Annotated in this window: 12 protein-coding genes; 2 read left to right on the top strand and 10 right to left on the bottom strand. The window is 35.3% G+C overall.

Going from position 1 to position 18,228, the window contains the following annotated elements:
- Positions 1 to 14 precede the first annotated feature (14 nt).
- The 10 genes from HM983_RS12100 to HM983_RS12145 form a co-directional block, all read right to left on the bottom strand.
- Positions 15 to 1,205 (bottom strand): acetyl-CoA C-acyltransferase, encoded by a 1,191-nt coding sequence (locus HM983_RS12100; protein ID WP_179345698.1) that lies wholly within the window; start codon positions 1,203 to 1,205, stop codon positions 15 to 17.
- A gap of 84 nt (positions 1,206 to 1,289) precedes the next feature.
- Positions 1,290 to 3,698, bottom strand: coding sequence for a 3-hydroxyacyl-CoA dehydrogenase/enoyl-CoA hydratase family protein (locus HM983_RS12105; RefSeq protein WP_179345699.1), 2,409 nt, complete (start codon positions 3,696 to 3,698; stop codon positions 1,290 to 1,292).
- A gap of 1 nt (position 3,699) precedes the next feature.
- The gene (locus HM983_RS12110; protein WP_179345700.1) at positions 3,700 to 4,155 is read right to left on the bottom strand and encodes a MarR family winged helix-turn-helix transcriptional regulator; all 456 of its coding nucleotides are present in this window, start codon (positions 4,153 to 4,155) and stop codon (positions 3,700 to 3,702) included.
- 108 nt (positions 4,156 to 4,263) lie between these two features.
- Positions 4,264 to 5,295, bottom strand: coding sequence for a response regulator transcription factor (locus HM983_RS12115; protein ID WP_179345701.1), 1,032 nt, complete (start codon positions 5,293 to 5,295; stop codon positions 4,264 to 4,266).
- A gap of 41 nt (positions 5,296 to 5,336) precedes the next feature.
- On the bottom strand, positions 5,337 to 5,774 hold the full coding sequence (locus tag HM983_RS12120) for a hypothetical protein (RefSeq protein WP_179345702.1): 438 nt from the start codon (positions 5,772 to 5,774) through the stop codon (positions 5,337 to 5,339).
- A 117-nt stretch (positions 5,775 to 5,891) separates the two neighbouring features.
- The gene (locus HM983_RS12125; protein WP_179345703.1) at positions 5,892 to 7,664 is read right to left on the bottom strand and encodes an AMP-dependent synthetase/ligase; all 1,773 of its coding nucleotides are present in this window, start codon (positions 7,662 to 7,664) and stop codon (positions 5,892 to 5,894) included.
- A gap of 319 nt (positions 7,665 to 7,983) precedes the next feature.
- Positions 7,984 to 8,790: a helix-turn-helix domain-containing protein gene (locus tag HM983_RS12130; protein WP_179345704.1), complete on the bottom strand. Its 807-nt coding sequence runs from the start codon at positions 8,788 to 8,790 to the stop codon at positions 7,984 to 7,986.
- Between the two features lie 59 nt (positions 8,791 to 8,849).
- Positions 8,850 to 12,533 carry a phosphoribosylformylglycinamidine synthase gene (gene purL, locus HM983_RS12135; RefSeq protein ID WP_179345705.1) on the bottom strand — a complete coding sequence of 1,228 codons (3,684 nt, stop codon included), beginning with the start codon at positions 12,531 to 12,533 and terminating at the stop codon, positions 8,850 to 8,852.
- Between the two features lie 138 nt (positions 12,534 to 12,671).
- Complete coding sequence (locus HM983_RS12140) at positions 12,672 to 13,730, bottom strand: endonuclease (protein ID WP_179345706.1); 1,059 nt, start codon at positions 13,728 to 13,730, stop codon at positions 12,672 to 12,674.
- Positions 13,731 to 13,735: 5 nt separating this feature from the next.
- On the bottom strand, positions 13,736 to 14,950 hold the full coding sequence (locus HM983_RS12145; RefSeq protein ID WP_179345707.1) for an RsmB/NOP family class I SAM-dependent RNA methyltransferase: 1,215 nt from the start codon (positions 14,948 to 14,950) through the stop codon (positions 13,736 to 13,738).
- Positions 14,951 to 15,656: 706 nt separating this feature from the next.
- On the opposite strand from HM983_RS12145, the gene HM983_RS12150 reads away from it, so the two are divergent.
- Entirely contained in the window at positions 15,657 to 17,033 is a 1,377-nt protein-coding gene (locus HM983_RS12150) for a vanadium-dependent haloperoxidase (protein WP_179345708.1), read from the top strand.
- Between the two features lie 86 nt (positions 17,034 to 17,119).
- Positions 17,120 to 18,205, top strand: coding sequence for a WD40/YVTN/BNR-like repeat-containing protein (locus HM983_RS12155; RefSeq protein ID WP_179345709.1), 1,086 nt, complete (start codon positions 17,120 to 17,122; stop codon positions 18,203 to 18,205).
- The last annotated feature ends 23 nt before the right edge of the window (positions 18,206 to 18,228 follow it).

Here is an 18,228-nt window from a genome sequence, read left to right on the forward strand (position 1 = left end):
TTAAGTTCTTTTATTTAATTTAAAAATTCAAATATTCCACAAGCACCCTGACCTGTACCAACACACATGGTTACTGCACCATATTTTCCTTTCATGTCCTGCTTACGCATTTCATCAAAAAGTTGTACGGATAGTTTTGTACCTGTACAGCCTAGGGGATGGCCTAAAGCTATTGCTCCTCCATTTACATTAATAATATCTGGATTAAGATCTAACTCTCTAATTACTGCAATTGACTGTGAAGCAAAAGCTTCGTTTAGTTCAATAAGCGCTAAATCATCTTGTTTTAAACCTGCTTGTTTTAATGCTTTCGGAATGGCTTTTACTGGTCCAATACCCATAATACGAGGCTCAACACCTGCCGCAGCATAGTTTACCAATCTTGCGATAGGCTCCAGATTTAATTCTTTTACCATTTCTTCGCTCATAATCATAACAAATGCAGCTCCATCACTCATTTGTGAAGAGTTACCTGCAGTTACACTTCCTTTAGCAGCAAATACGGGACGTAATTTTGCTAAAGCCTCTAAACTTGTTCCTGCTCTTGGTCCTTCGTCTTTACTTACAGTATAAGATTTTGTTGCTTTTTTTCCATTGGAATCAACAAACGTTTCGTTAACTTCTATTGGAACAATTTGGTCTTGAAAACGATTTTCGGCTTGCGCCTTTAAAGCCTTCATGTGTGAATTGTAAGCGAATTCATCCTGGTCTTCTCGAGACACATTGAATTGATTGGCAACCGCTTCTGCAGTGTTGCCCATTCCCCAATAATAATTTTCGTGACCCGCTTTTACGGTTTCGTAATTGAGTTCTGGTTTAAAACCTGTCATAGGTACACTACTCATACTTTCTGCTCCACCTGCGATTATACAATCTGCCATTCCTGCTTGAATTTTTGCCGCAGCAATTCCGATTGTTTCAATACCAGAGGCACAAAAACGGTTTACGGTTACACCAGGAACATCAACACTATTTAAACCAATTAATGATATAAATCGTGCCATGTTTAATCCTTGAGAGCCTTCTGGCATGGCGTTACCAACGATAACATCGTCGATACGTTTTTTGTCTAAATTTGGCAGTTCCTTCATCATATGCTGAATGGTTTCTGCTGCTAATTCATCTGTTCTTTTAAAACGAAACACGCCTTTAGGTGCTTTACCAACTGCGGTTCTGTATGCTTTTACTATATATGCTGTTTTCATTTTATTCTTTGTATTTAGTTGTTAGTAATTAGTAGTTAGTGAGCTACTTGCCCTTGATTACTAATTCCTTATTACTTTTCGCAACTAGTTGCGAAGTGGTTTCCCTTTAGTTAACATATGTTGGATTCTTTCCAATGTTTTTCTTTCTGTACAAAGAGACAAGAAAGCTTCACGCTCTAAGTCCAATAGATATTGCTCGCTAACTTCGGTCGGTTCAGATAAATCTCCACCTGCCATGACATATGCCAATTTATTAGCGATTTTTTTATCGTGTTCACTAATGTAGTTGCTGTCTTCCATAGAATCCGTACCAACTAAGAACATACCCAACGCTTGTTTACCAAGAACTTTGATATCGGTTCGTTTTACAGGTTGTGTATAACCCATATCCGACATTAACATGGCATGTTGTTTAGCGACTGCGATTTGTCTGTCTTTGTTAACCACCACAATATCTTTTCCTTTTTGAAGAAGTCCCAAATCGTAAGCTTCGTAAGCTGAAGTTGCCACTTTTGCCATCCCTATAGTTAGAAAATACTCTTGAAGCGTATTTAGCTCAACATCTCCTTTTCTAAAAGTGTCTTGTGCTCTTAAGGCCATTTCCTTAGAGCCTCCGCCACCAGGAATTACACCAACTCCAAATTCTACGAGTCCTATGTAAGTTTCTGCTGCTGCAACTACTTTATCTGCATGCATTGATAATTCACAACCACCACCAAGTGACATTCCATGAGGTGCTGCTATTGTTGGGATAGAAGAATATCGCATACGCATCATACTATCCTGAAAATACTTAATGGCAGCATTTAGCTCATCATATTCTTGCTCGGCAGCCATCATAAAAATCATCCCGATATTGGCACCAACGGAAAAATTTGCTGCTTGATTACCAACAACCAATCCAGCGAAATCTTTTTCAGCGATATCAATAGCTTTATTGAGTCCTGAAAGAACATCACTACCAATGGTGTTCATTTTCGATTGGAATTCTACGTTTAAAATACCATCTCCCAAATCTTCGACTACAACTCCAGAATTTTTAAAGACTTCTGAGGTTTTTCTAATATTATCTAAAATGATAAAGCTATCCTGTCCAGGGATTTTTTGATGTTCTTTAGAAGGAATGTCATAAGCGTAAGTTGCTCCATCTTTAACTGTGTAAAATGATTTGGTTCCAGACTCTAACATTTCTTTAACCCATGCATTAGGTTCTAAACCTTCTGCTTTCATCATTTCGATACCTTTTTCAACACCGATAGCATCCCAAATCTGAAATGGACCATGTTCCCATCCAAATCCAGCTTTCATAGCATCGTCAATCTTGTATAAATCATCCGTGATTTCTGGAATACGGTTTGAAACGTATGCAAACAAAGCAGAAAAACTCTTTCTGTAAAACTCACCTGCCTTATCCTTTCCTTTTACAAGGATTTTGAAACGATCAGCAACCTTATCAACGGTCTTGGTCAATTCTAGAGTGGCAAATTTTGCTTTTTGAGCAGAGCGATATTCCAAAGTATTTAAATCGAGAGAGAGTATCTCAGAAGAGCCATCGTCTTTTCGAACCTTCTTATAAAAACCTTGTCCTGTTTTGCTACCCAACCATTTGTTTTCCATCATAGTGTTGATGAAGTCAGGAAGCACAAACAGTTCATTACGTTCATCTTGTGGACAGTTTTCTTTTATACCATTTGCCACGTGGACTAATGTGTCTAAACCAACCACATCAACGGTTCTGAACGTTGCAGATTTTGGTCTACCTATTACTGGTCCAGATAATTTATCGACTTCCTCAATGGTTAGATCTAAATCCTTTACAGTGTGAAATAAACTCATTATTGAGAATATTCCAATTCGGTTACCTATAAAAGCTGGTGTATCCTTGGCAATAACCGAAGTTTTACCTAAGAATTTTTCACCATATTCATTTAAGAAATCCAATACCTCTTGGTCTGTCTTTGGGCCAGGAATAATTTCGAATAACTTTAAATAGCGAGCTGGATTAAAAAAGTGGGTTCCACAGAAATGCTTCTGAAAATCTTCACTACGACCCTCATTCATAAATTTAATTGGAATCCCAGATGTGTTTGATGTAATCAACGTACCTGGTTTTCTATGTTTTTCAAGTTTTTCGAAGACTTGTTTTTTAATATCAAGTCGTTCAACAACTACTTCCATAATCCAATCGACATCCTTAACTTTTGCAATATCATCTTCTAAATTACCAGTTGTGATTCTATTGGCAAATGATGGATGATAGAGTGGAGCAGGTTTCGATTTTATCGACGCTGCAAGGGCTTCATTAACCAAGCGGTTTCTTACTGCCTCATCTTCTAAAGTTAGACCTCTTGATTTTTCTTTCTCGTTTAACTCTCTTGGCACGATGTCCAAAAGCAAAACATCTACACCAATATTGGCGAAATGACAAGCGATACCACTTCCCATAATTCCTGATCCTATAATGGCTATTTTTTTTATTCTACGTTTACTCATCTTATTTTAAACTATGTTCTTTTTGGTTGTATATCTGTTTGTTTGAAATCATATTGTTGATGACTTCTGTTACTTTGTAAAAATTATTTAATTCCTCACTTGAAACATTTCTTTTAATGGTTTCGTTGAAAGTGAGCACTTTTTCTCTTGAGTAGGCTCTTTTTTCCCTTCCAAATTCAGTTAGAAAAATTAAAACGCCACGACCATCTTCAGGATTTGGCTTTCGCTCAATTAGTCCTTTCTCTTCCATAGTTTTAAGAGTACGAGAAAGGCTTGTAGCTTCCATGCCCATTTTTGGACCTAGCGATGTCGACGGAGTACCATTTTCTGGGTCAATACTTAATAAAGCAAAACCAGTGGCCATGGTTGTACCAAATTGTGCGGCTTCTTCATTATACATTTTATTTACGGCTAACCAAGTGGTCCTAAGCACGTAATCAATAGTTTTGTCTTTCATTATTCCTAAAATAGTGTTTCAAATATACTAAAAAAATACTATGCATGCATAGTATTTAGCAAAATTTTATGTGTTGACTAAATTAGGATGTGGAGGAACTATATAGTTTTATAAGGGAAAATTTATAGCTTCTTTTCTAGATTTAACGCTAAGTTTGGAATATATGTTACTGACGTGCGATTTTACCGTACTAACACCAATATTTAATTCTTCTGAAATTTCTTTATTGGATTTCCCTGCTTTTAATAATCTATAAACTTTGCGTTCTTGAATACTTAGTGTTTTAATTGGATTATTTTTTTCTCTTTTCTTTCTGTTTAATAACGTATTTAATAAAAAGCCTAATCCAAAGGCAATAAAACTGATTAAGACAATATAGCTGTTCTTACCAGATAAGGTCTTACGAGCTGGTACCTTGTTTTTGAAATTTTGAAAATAAACTGAATTCACATTTTGCTGTTTATCCAAAAAATCTTGATAAAATTGAGTATTATTTTTTATGTCTTGTTCAAATTTACTTTTGTGCAATGCGTAAAGTGATACCAAAGGGTAGGAGCACGTATCTGCAATTTGCCTAAGTTGTTCGTTGAAGGCATTGCTAACAAAGTCACTTTTAATTTTAGTTGAATTGAAATTGGTGCTATCAATCAACCTAACAATGTCGTCTATTTCACTTAAGATTTTGTTTTTTTCATCCCTTATAAAAGTCACATTATTAAAAATTTTGCTATCGTTTAAAATTTTAATTTCAGATGATTTGTTTGCAATTAAGAAAAAATGATTTTCATCCTTACCACCAATGATTATTGATGCTTCTGAAGAACCTTTCTTAGATACATGAATACGATATAAGTTGTTCTCTATTGGTAAAAAATCAGTTCTAAATTTGAAAAAGCCTAAACTATCAACCTTAGACTCAGCTATAATCATACTTCTGGACATGGTGTACATTTTGCTGAAATCAGAAATATGGGATAGATAGAGTTTCTTGTTCCAGATGGAATCTAACTTTATATGCCCTTCAATTTGTGTATTATTATTACTGGTTTGTCCATGTGTATAAATATTAAAATAAATAAGTATAATTAATAGAAAATAACGTTTCACATTTATTGAAAAGAATAGGTTGGTTTGTTTCAATTTAGTTAATTTTTTTTTCTGATTTAATTAACCTTAATCGATTATTGCAGTTGATATGAAATTATTTGGATTCTGCCAGTTGCTTTTTTTGGAATAAATTTTACCACCCATTTGCCTAATTCTGGCTCATAAACTGCTTTTTTAATTTCTCCTGATACACCGTCGGCTATAGCACTGAATAATGATACTTCACCATCTGAATCTGATTGAGACTCTATACTCTCAACTGCAAATTCACCTTGTTTATGACCAGATGGGTCATAAATCTCCACAGTTACATTACCCTCCTTTACCTTACATAAAATCTCAAACGTTAGATTAGAAGTTTTTTCCTTAATATTTATAGTGATTTCTTGTGTCTTAGATGAATCTTTAAATCCTAGATTACGTGAAGTTTTAAATTCTGTTGACTGGGCAAGCGTGCTTAGTGAAAAAGTCAGTGTTAAAATCAATGACATGATAAATTTGAATAGTTTCATAATGATACATTTTAAAAATTATATTACAAAGCTACATAGAGCCAGTTAAGATTTAATAAGAAATCAGTATGAAAAAGGATCGAATAAAGGCTTAAAAACGTGCTAAACCTTTGTTTATTAAGATCGATAGATCTTTTCGTAAAGATCATTGTATTTATCACGTATAATATTTCGCTTCATCTTCATCGTAGGAGTGAGGTGACCTTCGTCAATGGACCAAACTTCTGGAGTCAGCTCAAAACGCTTAATTTGTTCCCATTTGCCAAAGTGAGAGTTGCATTTATCTACATCACTCTGTATCTGCTTTATCACCAATTCTGACGAGGCGATGGCTTCATGAGTCTTGTCTATCGACTTACCCTCTTTTGAGATCCAATCTTCAATGTATTCAAAATTTGGTTGAATTAGTGCTGCTGGCATTTTTTCGCCTTCTCCAATTACCATTATCTGTTCTATAAAAAGAGATTGTTTTAGTTCGTTTTCTAATAATGTAGGAATTACATACTTTCCACCAGAGGTTTTAAACATTTCTTTTTTACGACCAGTGATTTTTAAAAATCCTTCATTATCTATCTCTCCTTTGTCTCCAGTGTGAAAATACTCGCCTGTCATAACTTGAGCTGTCTTTTCAGGATCTTTATAGTAGCCTAGCATAACGTTGGGCCCTTTTATTAATAGCTCGCCATCGTCAGCAATTTTCACTTCAACATTGTCAATAGGTTTGCCAACTGTTCCTATTTTAAATAATTTACCTTCATATTTTTCTACGGAAACTACAGGCGAGGTTTCAGTAAGCCCGTAACCTTGCATGACTCTCATCCCTGCCGCGCCGAAAATTCGAGATAATCGAGGCTGTAATGCGGCACTACCAGAAACCATTGTGGTAAGTTCTCCACCAAGTGCATCTCGCCATTTATTAAATATAAGTTTGTTGGCTATTTTTAGTTTAAACTCATACCATGGACCGTTTTCCTTGTAAGGTTTCCATTTTTCCCCAAGTGCAACCGCCCAAAAGAACAATGATTTTTTTATTCCAGTAAGATCAGAACCTTTGGCCATTATTTTGTCATAGACCTTCTCCAATAATCGTGGTACAACGCTCATAAGATTAGGTTTAATCTCTTTTGCATTGTCACCAATCTTATCTATACCTTCAGCAAAATAGATCGATGTTCCGGCATATTGGTATATATATATGAGTACACGCTCAAAAATATGGCAAATCGGTAAAAAGCTTAAAATTTTAGTGTCCTGCCCCATATCAGGCAGTCTTTTTGATGCATCCAAAGCATTGCTGGTAATATTCCAATGAGACAACATAACACCTTTGGGTTTGCCTGTGGTGCCGGATGTATAAATTATAGTCGCTAAATCCTCAGGTTTTACGGCTGCTTTTCGGTCTTCAACTTCATTTTGATTGCTGGAGTCCTCGCCGAGCTCAAATAATTCAGAATAATGCTTACAACCTTCAATTTGATTGAAGGAATAAACTTCTTTAATTTTTGTTTTACTCTGTATTTTTCGAACTTTTTCAAGCACTTCGGTATCAGATACAAAACAGTAGATCGCCTCACTATGATTAAGAACGTATTCATAATCATCTGCAGAAATTGTTGGATATATAGGTATATTTTGAGCACCCAATTGCAAAATACCTATGTCCATGATATTCCATTCAGTTCTATTGGTTGATGAGATAACAGCAATCTTATCGTTTTTCTTAATTCCTAAACGTAAGAGTGCTCTACTAACAGCATTTGATTTATCTAAATATTCTTTAGTGGACATTGGTGTCCATTTACCATTGTATTTAGTTACTAATGCAGCATCGTTTGGCTGATTCTCTAATTGATAATAAGGGAAATCAAAAAGGCGAGTAATCTCTATCATATGTATTTAGCAATAATTAGTGTGGGATGCTACGAAAATATAAAAATAAACCTTAATTATCCTAACTATTATTAATTTGAAACATCCTAAGTTATAGCAATTGAATAAAACCTAGTGTAAAAATTATAAAATCACTACAATTTTAAAATCAAAAAAGGACTTTGAAAAAAGTCCTTTTTTACTAATGATGCTATTAATACCCCTCTGTGCTGTATTTTATAAAATTAATAACCCTAAATAATTAATTTATAGAAACAAGCGGATAGCATCTTGGCGAATATATCAACAAAATTATTATTACTCGTGTAAAAAATCGAAGCTACTTGGAAAGGTACTCGTTGAGAAAAAAATTGTCAGTCTCAAAATAGTCTCTTGGGGATTGATTCATAAAATACTTAAAATCTTTACTAAAGTGAGAATGATCGTAATAATCGTAGCTGTAGATAAGATCTTTTAAATCAATTTGATTGCTTTCAAATTTTCTCATCAAATTTAAAAACCGGTATGTTCTAATATATTTTCCTGGTGTAAGGCCAACAATTTTTTTGAATTGGGTCTCCAATGATTTTTGGGATTGGTCGTATTCCTCTGATAAATCTGTGGCATTGAGCATACCATTTTTAGCATGTATACTTGCAATTGCTTGGTCAATTTTTTGTACTTTTTTATCTATTTCTAGAGGTATTTTGAGTAACATTTTGCAAAGCGAATGATATAAATTATCAAAATTGTTTTCATGCTTCACAAAAATAGGATTGAGAATTTCATGAAGCATTTTGGAAAAATCCAGTAACGGTAAATGTTTGTTATTAATTTGAGAAATGTCTTGCTTAGTTAATTTGTAAAGCGCTGTAGGCTTGAGGATAATTCCAAATGACGTACCTGTTTCTTTAACTGAAAATTCATAGGACTTATAAAATTGGCCAGTTAGCATAAGTCCATTTAATTTTGTCTCTTGTTTTTTAGAGGTTACGCTCTGTTTTTTCCCATATATAAAGGTTAATGAGGTGTTACAGTTAGGCAGAACATGAGATTCAAAAGGTAGAACTTTTTCGCTAAAACACAAGGAAAATATTTCAAACGCTAAGTGGCTTAAAGAATTAGTGTCATAATATTTTAATGTCATACTTAAAAATTAATGTAGGTAAAATACGACAAAAAATCAGTAAACAATAATGGTTTTCATTAATTGTGGTGATTGTTTTTGTTTTCTATCCACATTCGAGCATTAACAAAAGCCTGTAGCCAAGGTGAAACTTCATCTTTTCTTTCTTTTGGGTAATGTGCCCAATTCCATTGAAAAATAGAACGTTCAATATGTGGCATAGTGACTAAATGTCTTCCGGTATTATCACAAAGCATTGCAGTGTTAAAATCAGAGTGATTAGGATTAGCAGGATATGCCTCATAACCATATTTACCAACAATATCATACCTGTCTTCCGAATATGGAAATTTAAATTTTCCTTCTCCATGAGAAATCCAAACACCCAGTTTGCTGCCTTCAAAACTTGAAAGCATCACAGAATTATTTTTCTGTATTTCTACAGATGTAAAAACACTTTCATGTTTACCAGAATCATTATAGGTTAGTTTCCCATGCTCATCGTGATCTGGATTAACTAAATCTAATTCCATCCAAAGCTGTGCTCCATTACAAATACCTACAGACAAAGTGTCTTTTCTGTCAAAGAAATTTTTAATGACTTTGTTAGCTTTTTCGTTGTATTTAATGGCACCTGCCCAACCTTTGGCAGAACCTAAAACATCAGAATTACTAAAACCGCCAACAGCTCCTAAAAATTGGATATCCTCCAAATTTTCACGGCCCGAAATTAAATCGGTCATGTGAACGTCCTTAACATCAAAACCTGCCAAATACATGGCATTTGCCATTTCACGTTCCGAGTTACTTCCTTTTTCTCGAAGGATTGCGGCTTTCGGACGGGATTTTTCGTCTGTGCTAGAAATGACTGGAAGTTTCCCTTTGAAATTTTGAGGAAAGTTATATTCTAAAGGTTGATTTTTATAATTCTCAAATCGTTCTTTAGCTAATCCGTTTGCTGTTTGTTTCTGGTCGAGTAAATATGAGGTTTTATACCACATGTCTCGTAATCTTGAAACGGTCATTGTAAATACCTCACCGCCATTAATAATACCTAAGACGTCACTTTTCATCACACGTCCAATATTATAGAACTCAATGTTGGCATCTTTTAACACAGTTTCAACTGAATCATCTTCAGACTGAAATACAATACTTGCATTTTCAGCAAATAAAATTTTAAAGGAGTCTTTTTCACTTAAACTCGATAAATCAATTTCAGCGCCAATATTATTATTAGCAAAACACATTTCTAAAAGCGTTGTAATCAATCCGCCCGAGGCGACATCGTGACCAGCAACAATTTTATTGTTTCGGATTAATTTCTGAATTGTGTTGAAAACATTTTTAACGTAATCTGCACTTTTAATATTCGGAGTTGTATTGCCAATTTTATTATTAATCTGTGCAAAAGAACTGCCTCCCAATTTATAAGAATCCTGTGATAGATTAATATAATAAATCGATCCCTTATTATGTTGAAAAACAGGCTCAACAACATTATTGATATCACTACAGTTTGCAGCTGCCGAAATTATTACTGTGCCGGGCGCGATTACGTCACCATCAGGATATTTTTGTTTCATGGAAAGTGAATCCTTTCCTGTCGGTACATTTATACCCAAATCAATAGCGAATTCTGAAATTGCTTTTACAGCTTCGTATAATCTCGCGTCTTCGCCTTTATTGTTGCAAGGCCACATCCAGTTAGCTGAAAGTGATACACTTTGCAGGCCGTCTTTAAGTGGAGCCCAAATGATATTGGTCAATGCTTCGGTAATGGAATTTCTGCTACCAGCCACTGGATTAATTAAACCTGAAATAGGTGAGTGGCCAATACTTGTTGCTACGCCTTCTTTTCCTTTAAAATCGAGTGCCATTACTGCAACATTATTTAAAGGTAATTGCAAAGGTCCAACACATTGTTGCTTTGCAACACGACCACCTACACATCGGTCTACTTTGTTGGTTAGCCAATCTTTACAAGCTACAGCTTCAAGTTGAAGTACTTGATCTAAATAATCATAAAATTTATTGTTGTTATAAGAAATCTCGCTGTAGTTTTTCTCTACCGTTTGGTCTTTCATTATAGTTTTGGGAGAACTACCAAACATATCGTCTAAATCTAAATCCATTGGTTTTTCTCCTGTGGTTTTCGATTCGAAACAAAAGTGTTTATCGTCTGTAACATCACCAACTGTATATAGTGGAGAGCGTTCTCTTTGTGCTATTTTGTCAATGTGGTCTAGATTTTTTTCGGCAATCAAAAGTCCCATACGTTCTTGGGATTCGTTACCAATTATTTCTTTATTGGAAAGGGTTGGGTCACCAACAGGCAATTGGTCTAAATCGATGCAGCCACCAGTATCTTCAATTAACTCGGAAAGACAGTTAAGATGTCCACCAGCTCCATGATCATGAATGGAAATGATGTCGTTTTGATCATTTTCAACCATACCACGTATCACATTTGCGGCACGTTTTTGCATTTCAGGATTAGATCGCTGTACTGCGTTAAGCTCAATTCCGGATGCAAATTCACCGGTATCCGCAGAGGAAACTGCTGCTCCTCCCATGCCAATGCGGTAGTTGTCACCACCTAAAACCACGATTTTATCACCTGCTTTTGGAGTCTCTTTTATAGCTTGATCTAATTTTCCATATCCAATACCTCCAGCTTGCATAATCACTTTATCGTATCCAATTTTACCATTTTCGTCTTGATGTTCAAACGTAAGAACCGAACCGCAAATTAACGGCTGACCAAATTTATTTCCAAAGTCAGAAGCTCCATTACTGGCTTTGATTAAAATATCCATTGGAGTTTGGTATAGCCATTTTCGTTCTGGAAACGCCTTTTCCCATGGTCGTTCGTTATTTAATCTTGAATAAGATGTCATGTAAACCGCTGTACCTGCTAATGGTAAAGAGCCTTTTCCTCCAGCCAATCTGTCTCTTATTTCTCCACCAGAACCGGTTGCTGCTCCATTAAAAGGTTCAACCGTTGTTGGGAAATTATGGGTTTCGGCTTTAAGTGAAATTACAGACTCAAAATCTTGGGTTCTGTAATAATCCGGTATATCAGCCCGTTTTGGTGCGAATTGCTCCACTTTAGGACCCTTTATAAATGCGACATTATCTTTATAAGCCGAAACAATATCATTTGGATTTTTTCTAGAGGTTTCTTTTATCATTTTAAATAATGACATCTCCTTTTCCTCACCATCAATGATAAATGTTCCGTTAAAAATTTTATGACGACAATGTTCAGAATTTACTTGTGAAAAGCCAAAAACTTCAGAATCGGTTAAAGGTCTTCCAATTCGATTTGAGACACCTTTTAAATATTCTATTTCTTCATCATTTAAGGCTAAACCTTCAGCTTCATTATATGCTGAAATATCTTCGATTTGTTTAATATCTTCAGGTTGAATATCAATGGTATAAATATCTTGATTAAGACCATCGTATTGTTCAGAAATCATTGGATCGTAATCCTTAAAATCTTTAGAACGAGCTTTAAATTCTTCAATTCTCATTATGCCCTCAATACCCATGTTTTGGGTAATTTCAACCGCATTGGTGCTCCAAGGTGTTATCATTGCAGCTCTTGGTCCAACAAAAAAAGCATCGATGGATGCTTGTTCAATTTTTGATTGGTCACCAAATAGCCAAGTCAATTTTGAAATGGTATCGGTCGATAATTCTTTTGTGGCTTGAACAGCAAAAACGGTGCTGTTTTGGTTTCCAAAGAAATGAATCATTTATAGTCTGATTTTGATGTGAAAAATAAAATACAAAGTTAACTTATTTTGTTTTATTGATTCGATATTCTGAAAATAGAATCTAATACTTATTCAACAGGTTTTGAACAAAAAAAAGCAGCCTAAAGCTGCTTTTAATTACTGTACAATTAATTTTTTTGTTGTCGTTTTATCGTTTTGAATAAATTTAAAAAGATATAGTCCAGATTTTAGACTCCTAATATCTAATCGCATAGACTCATTAATTTTTCGAACAAAGACACGTTTACCTAGAACATCGTAAATTTCGATACGTGTTACAGCACCGTTACCAATACTGACATTAACAAAATCTTTGGCAGGATTTGGTGAAATATTTAAAGTCGCGTCTAACTCGGCAGTTTCGTACGACAATGTTCCCCAACGATCTTCGGCTTCGGGTCCACCCCAAATTACAGTAGCAATATAAGGGTTGTCTATAAATGGGTTTCTGTTTTCGTAAACGACTTCTAATCGGTTGTTTCTTGCATCTTCGACGAGTGACACTGGGTCTTCGACATTCCATTGTAACAGAACTTGAAGCATGTCTGTAGAGCCTTGTTTTGTACCAACAGCATTCAATTCTGGTAAGCAGCGGTCTCCATAGCGGGTATACATGTACATCATAATGCGAGCAATATCCCCTTTCCATTCGTCACCAGGATACCAGTTTCCGCTGCCAACATCTCCTGAATTACCAGTTCCGTTAGCGAATTTTTTACTGCCTCTATTGCCATTTCTTTGTACATCTGTAGCGCGCAAATTATGAGGGTCTGCAACAATACCAGTAAAGCTATTGCTAGTTGGTCCCATACCAGGATTCGCATTAGACCTTGCAAAAACGTGTTCACGATTATATTCACAAGTACCACCTCCAAAAGCATCTTTATCTCTAAGTCTGCGATCTGTTTGACCAGAAGAGCAGCTCACTGAATTCACAAATCCGTAAGTTAATAATACATTCGAGTTTGTGTTATCTTGAGGATCTAATTCCATGATTTTGAAGTCATCTCTAATATCACCGTAAGTGTAGTTTTCGTTAGCATCGTCAATTAACTGACCTAAAAGATTTTTGAGGTTATCTCCAGTTTGGCTAAAGTCTATACCATCATAATAGGGCTGCTGCTGTGCTAGAGTAAATGAAGTTATAAATAAAAAAAGAAGGTAAATTTGTTTCATAATTTTTAATTTTTCTTTTCCAAAAGCGCCATATAAAATCCATCAAAACCAGATTTGTGCGCCAATATTTTTTTGTCCTTTACGAAGTTAAATTCTTTTCCGGCTTCGGATGTTAAGAATTTATCAATTTGTTCTTGGTTCTCAGAAGGTAGTACGGAACATGTTGCGTAAACCATTTTTCCTCCAGGTTTTACCATTTTAGAGTACTGCTCTAAAACCTCTTGTTGGGTTTGTTTGATGCTCTCCACAAATTCCGGCTGTAATTTCCATTTAGCATCAGGATTTCTGCGTAGAACACCTAAACCAGAACATGGAGCATCAATTAATAACCGATCTGCTTTACCATGTAATTTTTTAATTGGTTTTGTAGAATCGATGACTTTCATTTCAATGTTATGAACACCATTTCTTCGCGCTCTGATTTTGAGCTTTTTTAATTTACTTTCATAAATATCCATGGAAATCACTTGGCCCTTATTTTCCATTAAGGCCGCTATGTGTAATGTTTTTCCTCCAGCTCCTGCACAAACATCTACAACTTTCATGCCTGGTTTTACGTCTAAGAAATCTGCAACCAACTGTGAAGATGCGTCCTGTACTTCAAACCAACCATCTTTGAACGCTTCGGTCATAAAAACATTCGCACGTTCTTTTAATTTTAGTGCCGACGGATGATTTGGTAAAGACTCAGTTTCAATATTTTCAGATTGAAGCTTGAGCTGTAAATCCTCTTTATTGGTTTTTAACGTGTTGACACGTAGTATGACATCGGCTTGCTCGTTTTGTTTAGCGAGTTCTTTGGTCCATTCGGTATCGCCAAGTTCTTTCTCACCGAGTTCATCAATCCAATCTGGTACAGATTCCCGAAATTTTCTAATTTTAGAAAGTTCGTCGAAACGTCCTTTTATTTTTCGTGTTGGAGTATCTGTAAAGTATTTCCAATCTGGTAATTTTATACCTTTCAAGGTTGCCCAAACGGCGAAAATGCGCCAAAGGTTGTCTCTATCAAATGGTTCTTTAACGTCGGCAATTTCCGCATATAATCTTTTGTACCGAACGATTTCGTAAACCGTTTCTGCAACAAAGCCTCTATCTCTGCTTCCCCAACGCTTATCGCGCTTTAACAGTTTTTGAATCACCTTATCGGCATATTCACCTTCGTTAAAAATTTGGTGTAAACCATCTATAACGGCAAAGCATAAGTTTCTGTGTAATCTCATAATCAGTTTTCAGTAAACAGTCCTCAGTATTCAGTAAAAATCGCGTACTAAAAAAGGACGTGCAAAGGTACGTTAAAATGTTTATTTGTGCATTTGTTTATGGGTTAATAGCGAAGCTTTTATATTTTTATGGTTTAACACAAGTTTTTGTTGAAAATTGCATCGAAATATAATTAAGTAAGATGAATCATCAACAGTTGACAGAAAATTTACTCATAGAAGAACTAAAGTTAAAAAGCCACAGCGTGTTTTCAACCTTGTTGGATGATTATCGGCAAAAATAATTTAGCATATGTATGTCATTCATTCTAAATACGGAAAATAGAGAGGATTTAGTGTAGGTGAGATTTTTATACTTTTGAATTTTTCAGGAGCTTCCGTTTGATGATTAATAGAAGAAGTTTCAAAAAACTATAAGGGATGAATTTAGGTAAAGGGATTGTGCAATTGACCACCAAAAATGAAAACGATTTTAGAAAAGCCCCAAAACTCAAACGAGAGGAGCACAATAAGTAACAATAAAAATAAGAACTTGAGTTGTATTTGTCTTCACGTACAATGAACTAAAAAGTTTGAATTATATTGCTAATTAAATGATGATTGGAGTTGATTTGAAAATTATTTATTTTGACTAATTGTTTCAGAACTTCGGAAGAGATTTCAAGATTTTTAATGGTTGTGCGGAATAAAAAAAATACAATAAAATATGAAAAGTCCAAAATTGAAAATAGTATATCCAATTCTATTGGTGTTCTTGGTGCTTCAATCATGTTCTAACGATGATGCATCTCAAATTGATGACGATACCATTATTCAGACCAATAGAACAATGGAGCTCATAAAGGATTGGAACACTCTATGGTTGGACTTGGACCAAGCAACAAATGGCATGAGACCAAATTCTACAGCAAGAGCTCTAGCCTACATTCATTTGGCTGGTTACGAAACCGCTGTGGCAGATATGGCTAGTTATACCTCAAACCGAAACAGGCTTCAGGGCTTTAATATTAATCCGGATGAAAGAAGTGAAAATGTTAATTTGGATTTGGCTTTAAATACAGCTTATGCTCTGGTTTTTGATCATTTTATGTTTTATTTGGCGCCAAATGCACAGGCCGGAATTTCAATTTTGCATAACGAAAAGGAAACTGAATTATCAACTGGCCTGTCACAACAAGAAATAGAAAGCTCCGTGGATTGGGGCACGTATGTTGCTCAGCAAGTGATAGCTTACAGCCAAACCGATAATCAGGCTGAAGCTCAAATTATTGACCAAACCCCAGAGTCTTTTGTGCCACCTGTAGGTGATGGATTATGGGAGCCAGTTGACGGCGAAGTCGCCTGGTTTCCTTATTGGGGAGAAGTGAGAACTTTTGTAATCTCACCAAATGAAACTCTGAGTATTGCTCCACCTTTTGTGTATAGCCATGATGAATTTAGTGATTACTACGCAAAAATGAATGAGGTAAATACCATTGCAACTGCGGCAAGATTGGAAGACAATGAAGATTTGTGGATTGCCGAATTTTGGTCAGATGACGTTGAAGGACTTATGATGAGTCCGCCAGGACGACAATTTTCTATTGCTGTACAACTCGTGGAGCAAGCAGAATTAGGTTATGAAAAAACTTTAGAACTATTCTTAAAGTTGGGTTTCGCAATGAATGATGGTGTGGTTTCTGCATGGGCAGATAAATATACTTATAACACTGAGCGACCAAGTACCTATATTGAGCAGCATATTAATCCAGATTATGTGACAAATTTGGCAAGATTGGTTGCCATTCCAAATCCATCTTTTCCAAGTTATCCTTCTGGCCACGCAACGTTTGCAGGTGCAGCAGCTGGAGTTTTTATAGATATATTTGGTGGCGACAGTATACATTTTCTTGAAAGTACCCATGAAGGCAGAACGGAATTTAGAGGCAGTTCAAGACAGTTTAGTTCATTTAGCGCTATGGCAGAAGAAAATAGCTATTCTCGAGTGCTTTTGGGTGTACACGTTCAGGCAGATAGCGATGAAGGTTTACGATTAGGTTATGAGGTTGCTGATGCCATAAATAATTATAATGTATTTGAATAATTAGGTTCATTGATGGATTATTGTTAGTATGAAAAGCTTTGCGTTTTATCGCTAAGCTTTTTCTATTTTTAGGAAAATTTTTATTTATGAAATATTTAATCATCAGTTTGCTTTTATTAGGTATAACCTCTTGCCAAGACGATTATGTCAGACCGCCAAATGTTTCTGAAGTAGTTATAGAGCCAATAGTTGAAGACTCATTGTTGAGCATAAGAGCATTAGAATTTAACGATGAGTATATTTTATATGGAAGTAATGACCATATTGGAAAACATGCCTTGAATTCACAATTTAAAATTAATTTAAACGATTTGTCTACAAATAATGGTAAGGAACACTTTAAGAATGTTATTACCTTTAATGACCAACCACTTCATTTTAGAGCAATAAAAGACGTTAAAGGTATTTTGTTTGCAATATCGATTGGTAATCCTGCAAGACTTTATAAACTATATAGAAAGTCAAAGACACCGAAACTTGTTTATGAGGAGAGCGATGAGAAGGTGTTTTATGATTCTATTGACTTTTGGAACGAAAAAGAAGGTATAGCAATTGGTGACCCAACCGACGATTGTATGAGTATAATAATAACCAGAGATGGTGGCGAAACTTGGAAAAAGTTATCTTGTGAAGATTTACCAAAAGCCAAAGAAGGTGAAGCTGCATTCGCCGCAAGTGACACCAATATCGCTATTGTTGGCGATAATACTTGGGTTGCCACTGGAGGTAAGGCGAGCCGAATTTTATATTCTCCAGATAAAGGAAAAACCTGGGAAGTTTACGATACTCCAATCATTCAAGGCAAGGAAACCACAGGTATGTATTCCATTGATTTTTATGATGAAAAGAACGGTTTTGCAATAGGTGGAGATTATACCAAACCCAATGACACATTAAATAATAAAATAAAAACGAGTGATGGAGGAAAAACATGGAAAGTTGTTGCAAATGGTGAAGGTCCTGGTTATAGAAGTTGCATACAATACATTCCAAATAGAAACGGAAAAGAATTAGTAGCTGTTGGTTTTAAAGGCATTGATTATACTAACGACTCGGGTAATAGTTGGAAGCATTTAAGTGATGAGGGCTTTTATACGATTCGGTTTTTAAATGATTCTGTGGCATACGCTGCTGGAAATGGTCGTATAAGCAAATTGACATTTAAAGAATAAAAAAAGGAAGCTATTTAGCTTCC

Source organism: Winogradskyella ursingii (assembly GCF_013403975.1).
Classification (GTDB): domain Bacteria; phylum Bacteroidota; class Bacteroidia; order Flavobacteriales; family Flavobacteriaceae; genus Winogradskyella; species Winogradskyella ursingii.

Coding starts and splice junctions, on each gene's coding strand:
- HM983_RS12120 (WP_179345702.1), bottom strand. CDS start 5,774: ATGAAACTATTCAAATTTATCATGTCATTGATTTTAACACTGACTTTT.
- HM983_RS12110 (WP_179345700.1), bottom strand. CDS start 4,155: ATGAAAGACAAAACTATTGATTACGTGCTTAGGACCACTTGGTTAGCC.
- HM983_RS12100 (WP_179345698.1), bottom strand. CDS start 1,205: ATGAAAACAGCATATATAGTAAAAGCATACAGAACCGCAGTTGGTAAA.
- HM983_RS12150 (WP_179345708.1), top strand. CDS start 15,657: ATGAAAAGTCCAAAATTGAAAATAGTATATCCAATTCTATTGGTGTTC.
- HM983_RS12145 (WP_179345707.1), bottom strand. CDS start 14,950: ATGAGATTACACAGAAACTTATGCTTTGCCGTTATAGATGGTTTACAC.
- HM983_RS12125 (WP_179345703.1), bottom strand. CDS start 7,664: ATGATAGAGATTACTCGCCTTTTTGATTTCCCTTATTATCAATTAGAG.
- HM983_RS12140 (WP_179345706.1), bottom strand. CDS start 13,730: ATGAAACAAATTTACCTTCTTTTTTTATTTATAACTTCATTTACTCTA.
- HM983_RS12105 (WP_179345699.1), bottom strand. CDS start 3,698: ATGAGTAAACGTAGAATAAAAAAAATAGCCATTATAGGATCAGGAATT.
- HM983_RS12130 (WP_179345704.1), bottom strand. CDS start 8,790: ATGACATTAAAATATTATGACACTAATTCTTTAAGCCACTTAGCGTTT.
- purL (WP_179345705.1), bottom strand. CDS start 12,533: ATGATTCATTTCTTTGGAAACCAAAACAGCACCGTTTTTGCTGTTCAA.
- HM983_RS12155 (WP_179345709.1), top strand. CDS start 17,120: ATGAAATATTTAATCATCAGTTTGCTTTTATTAGGTATAACCTCTTGC.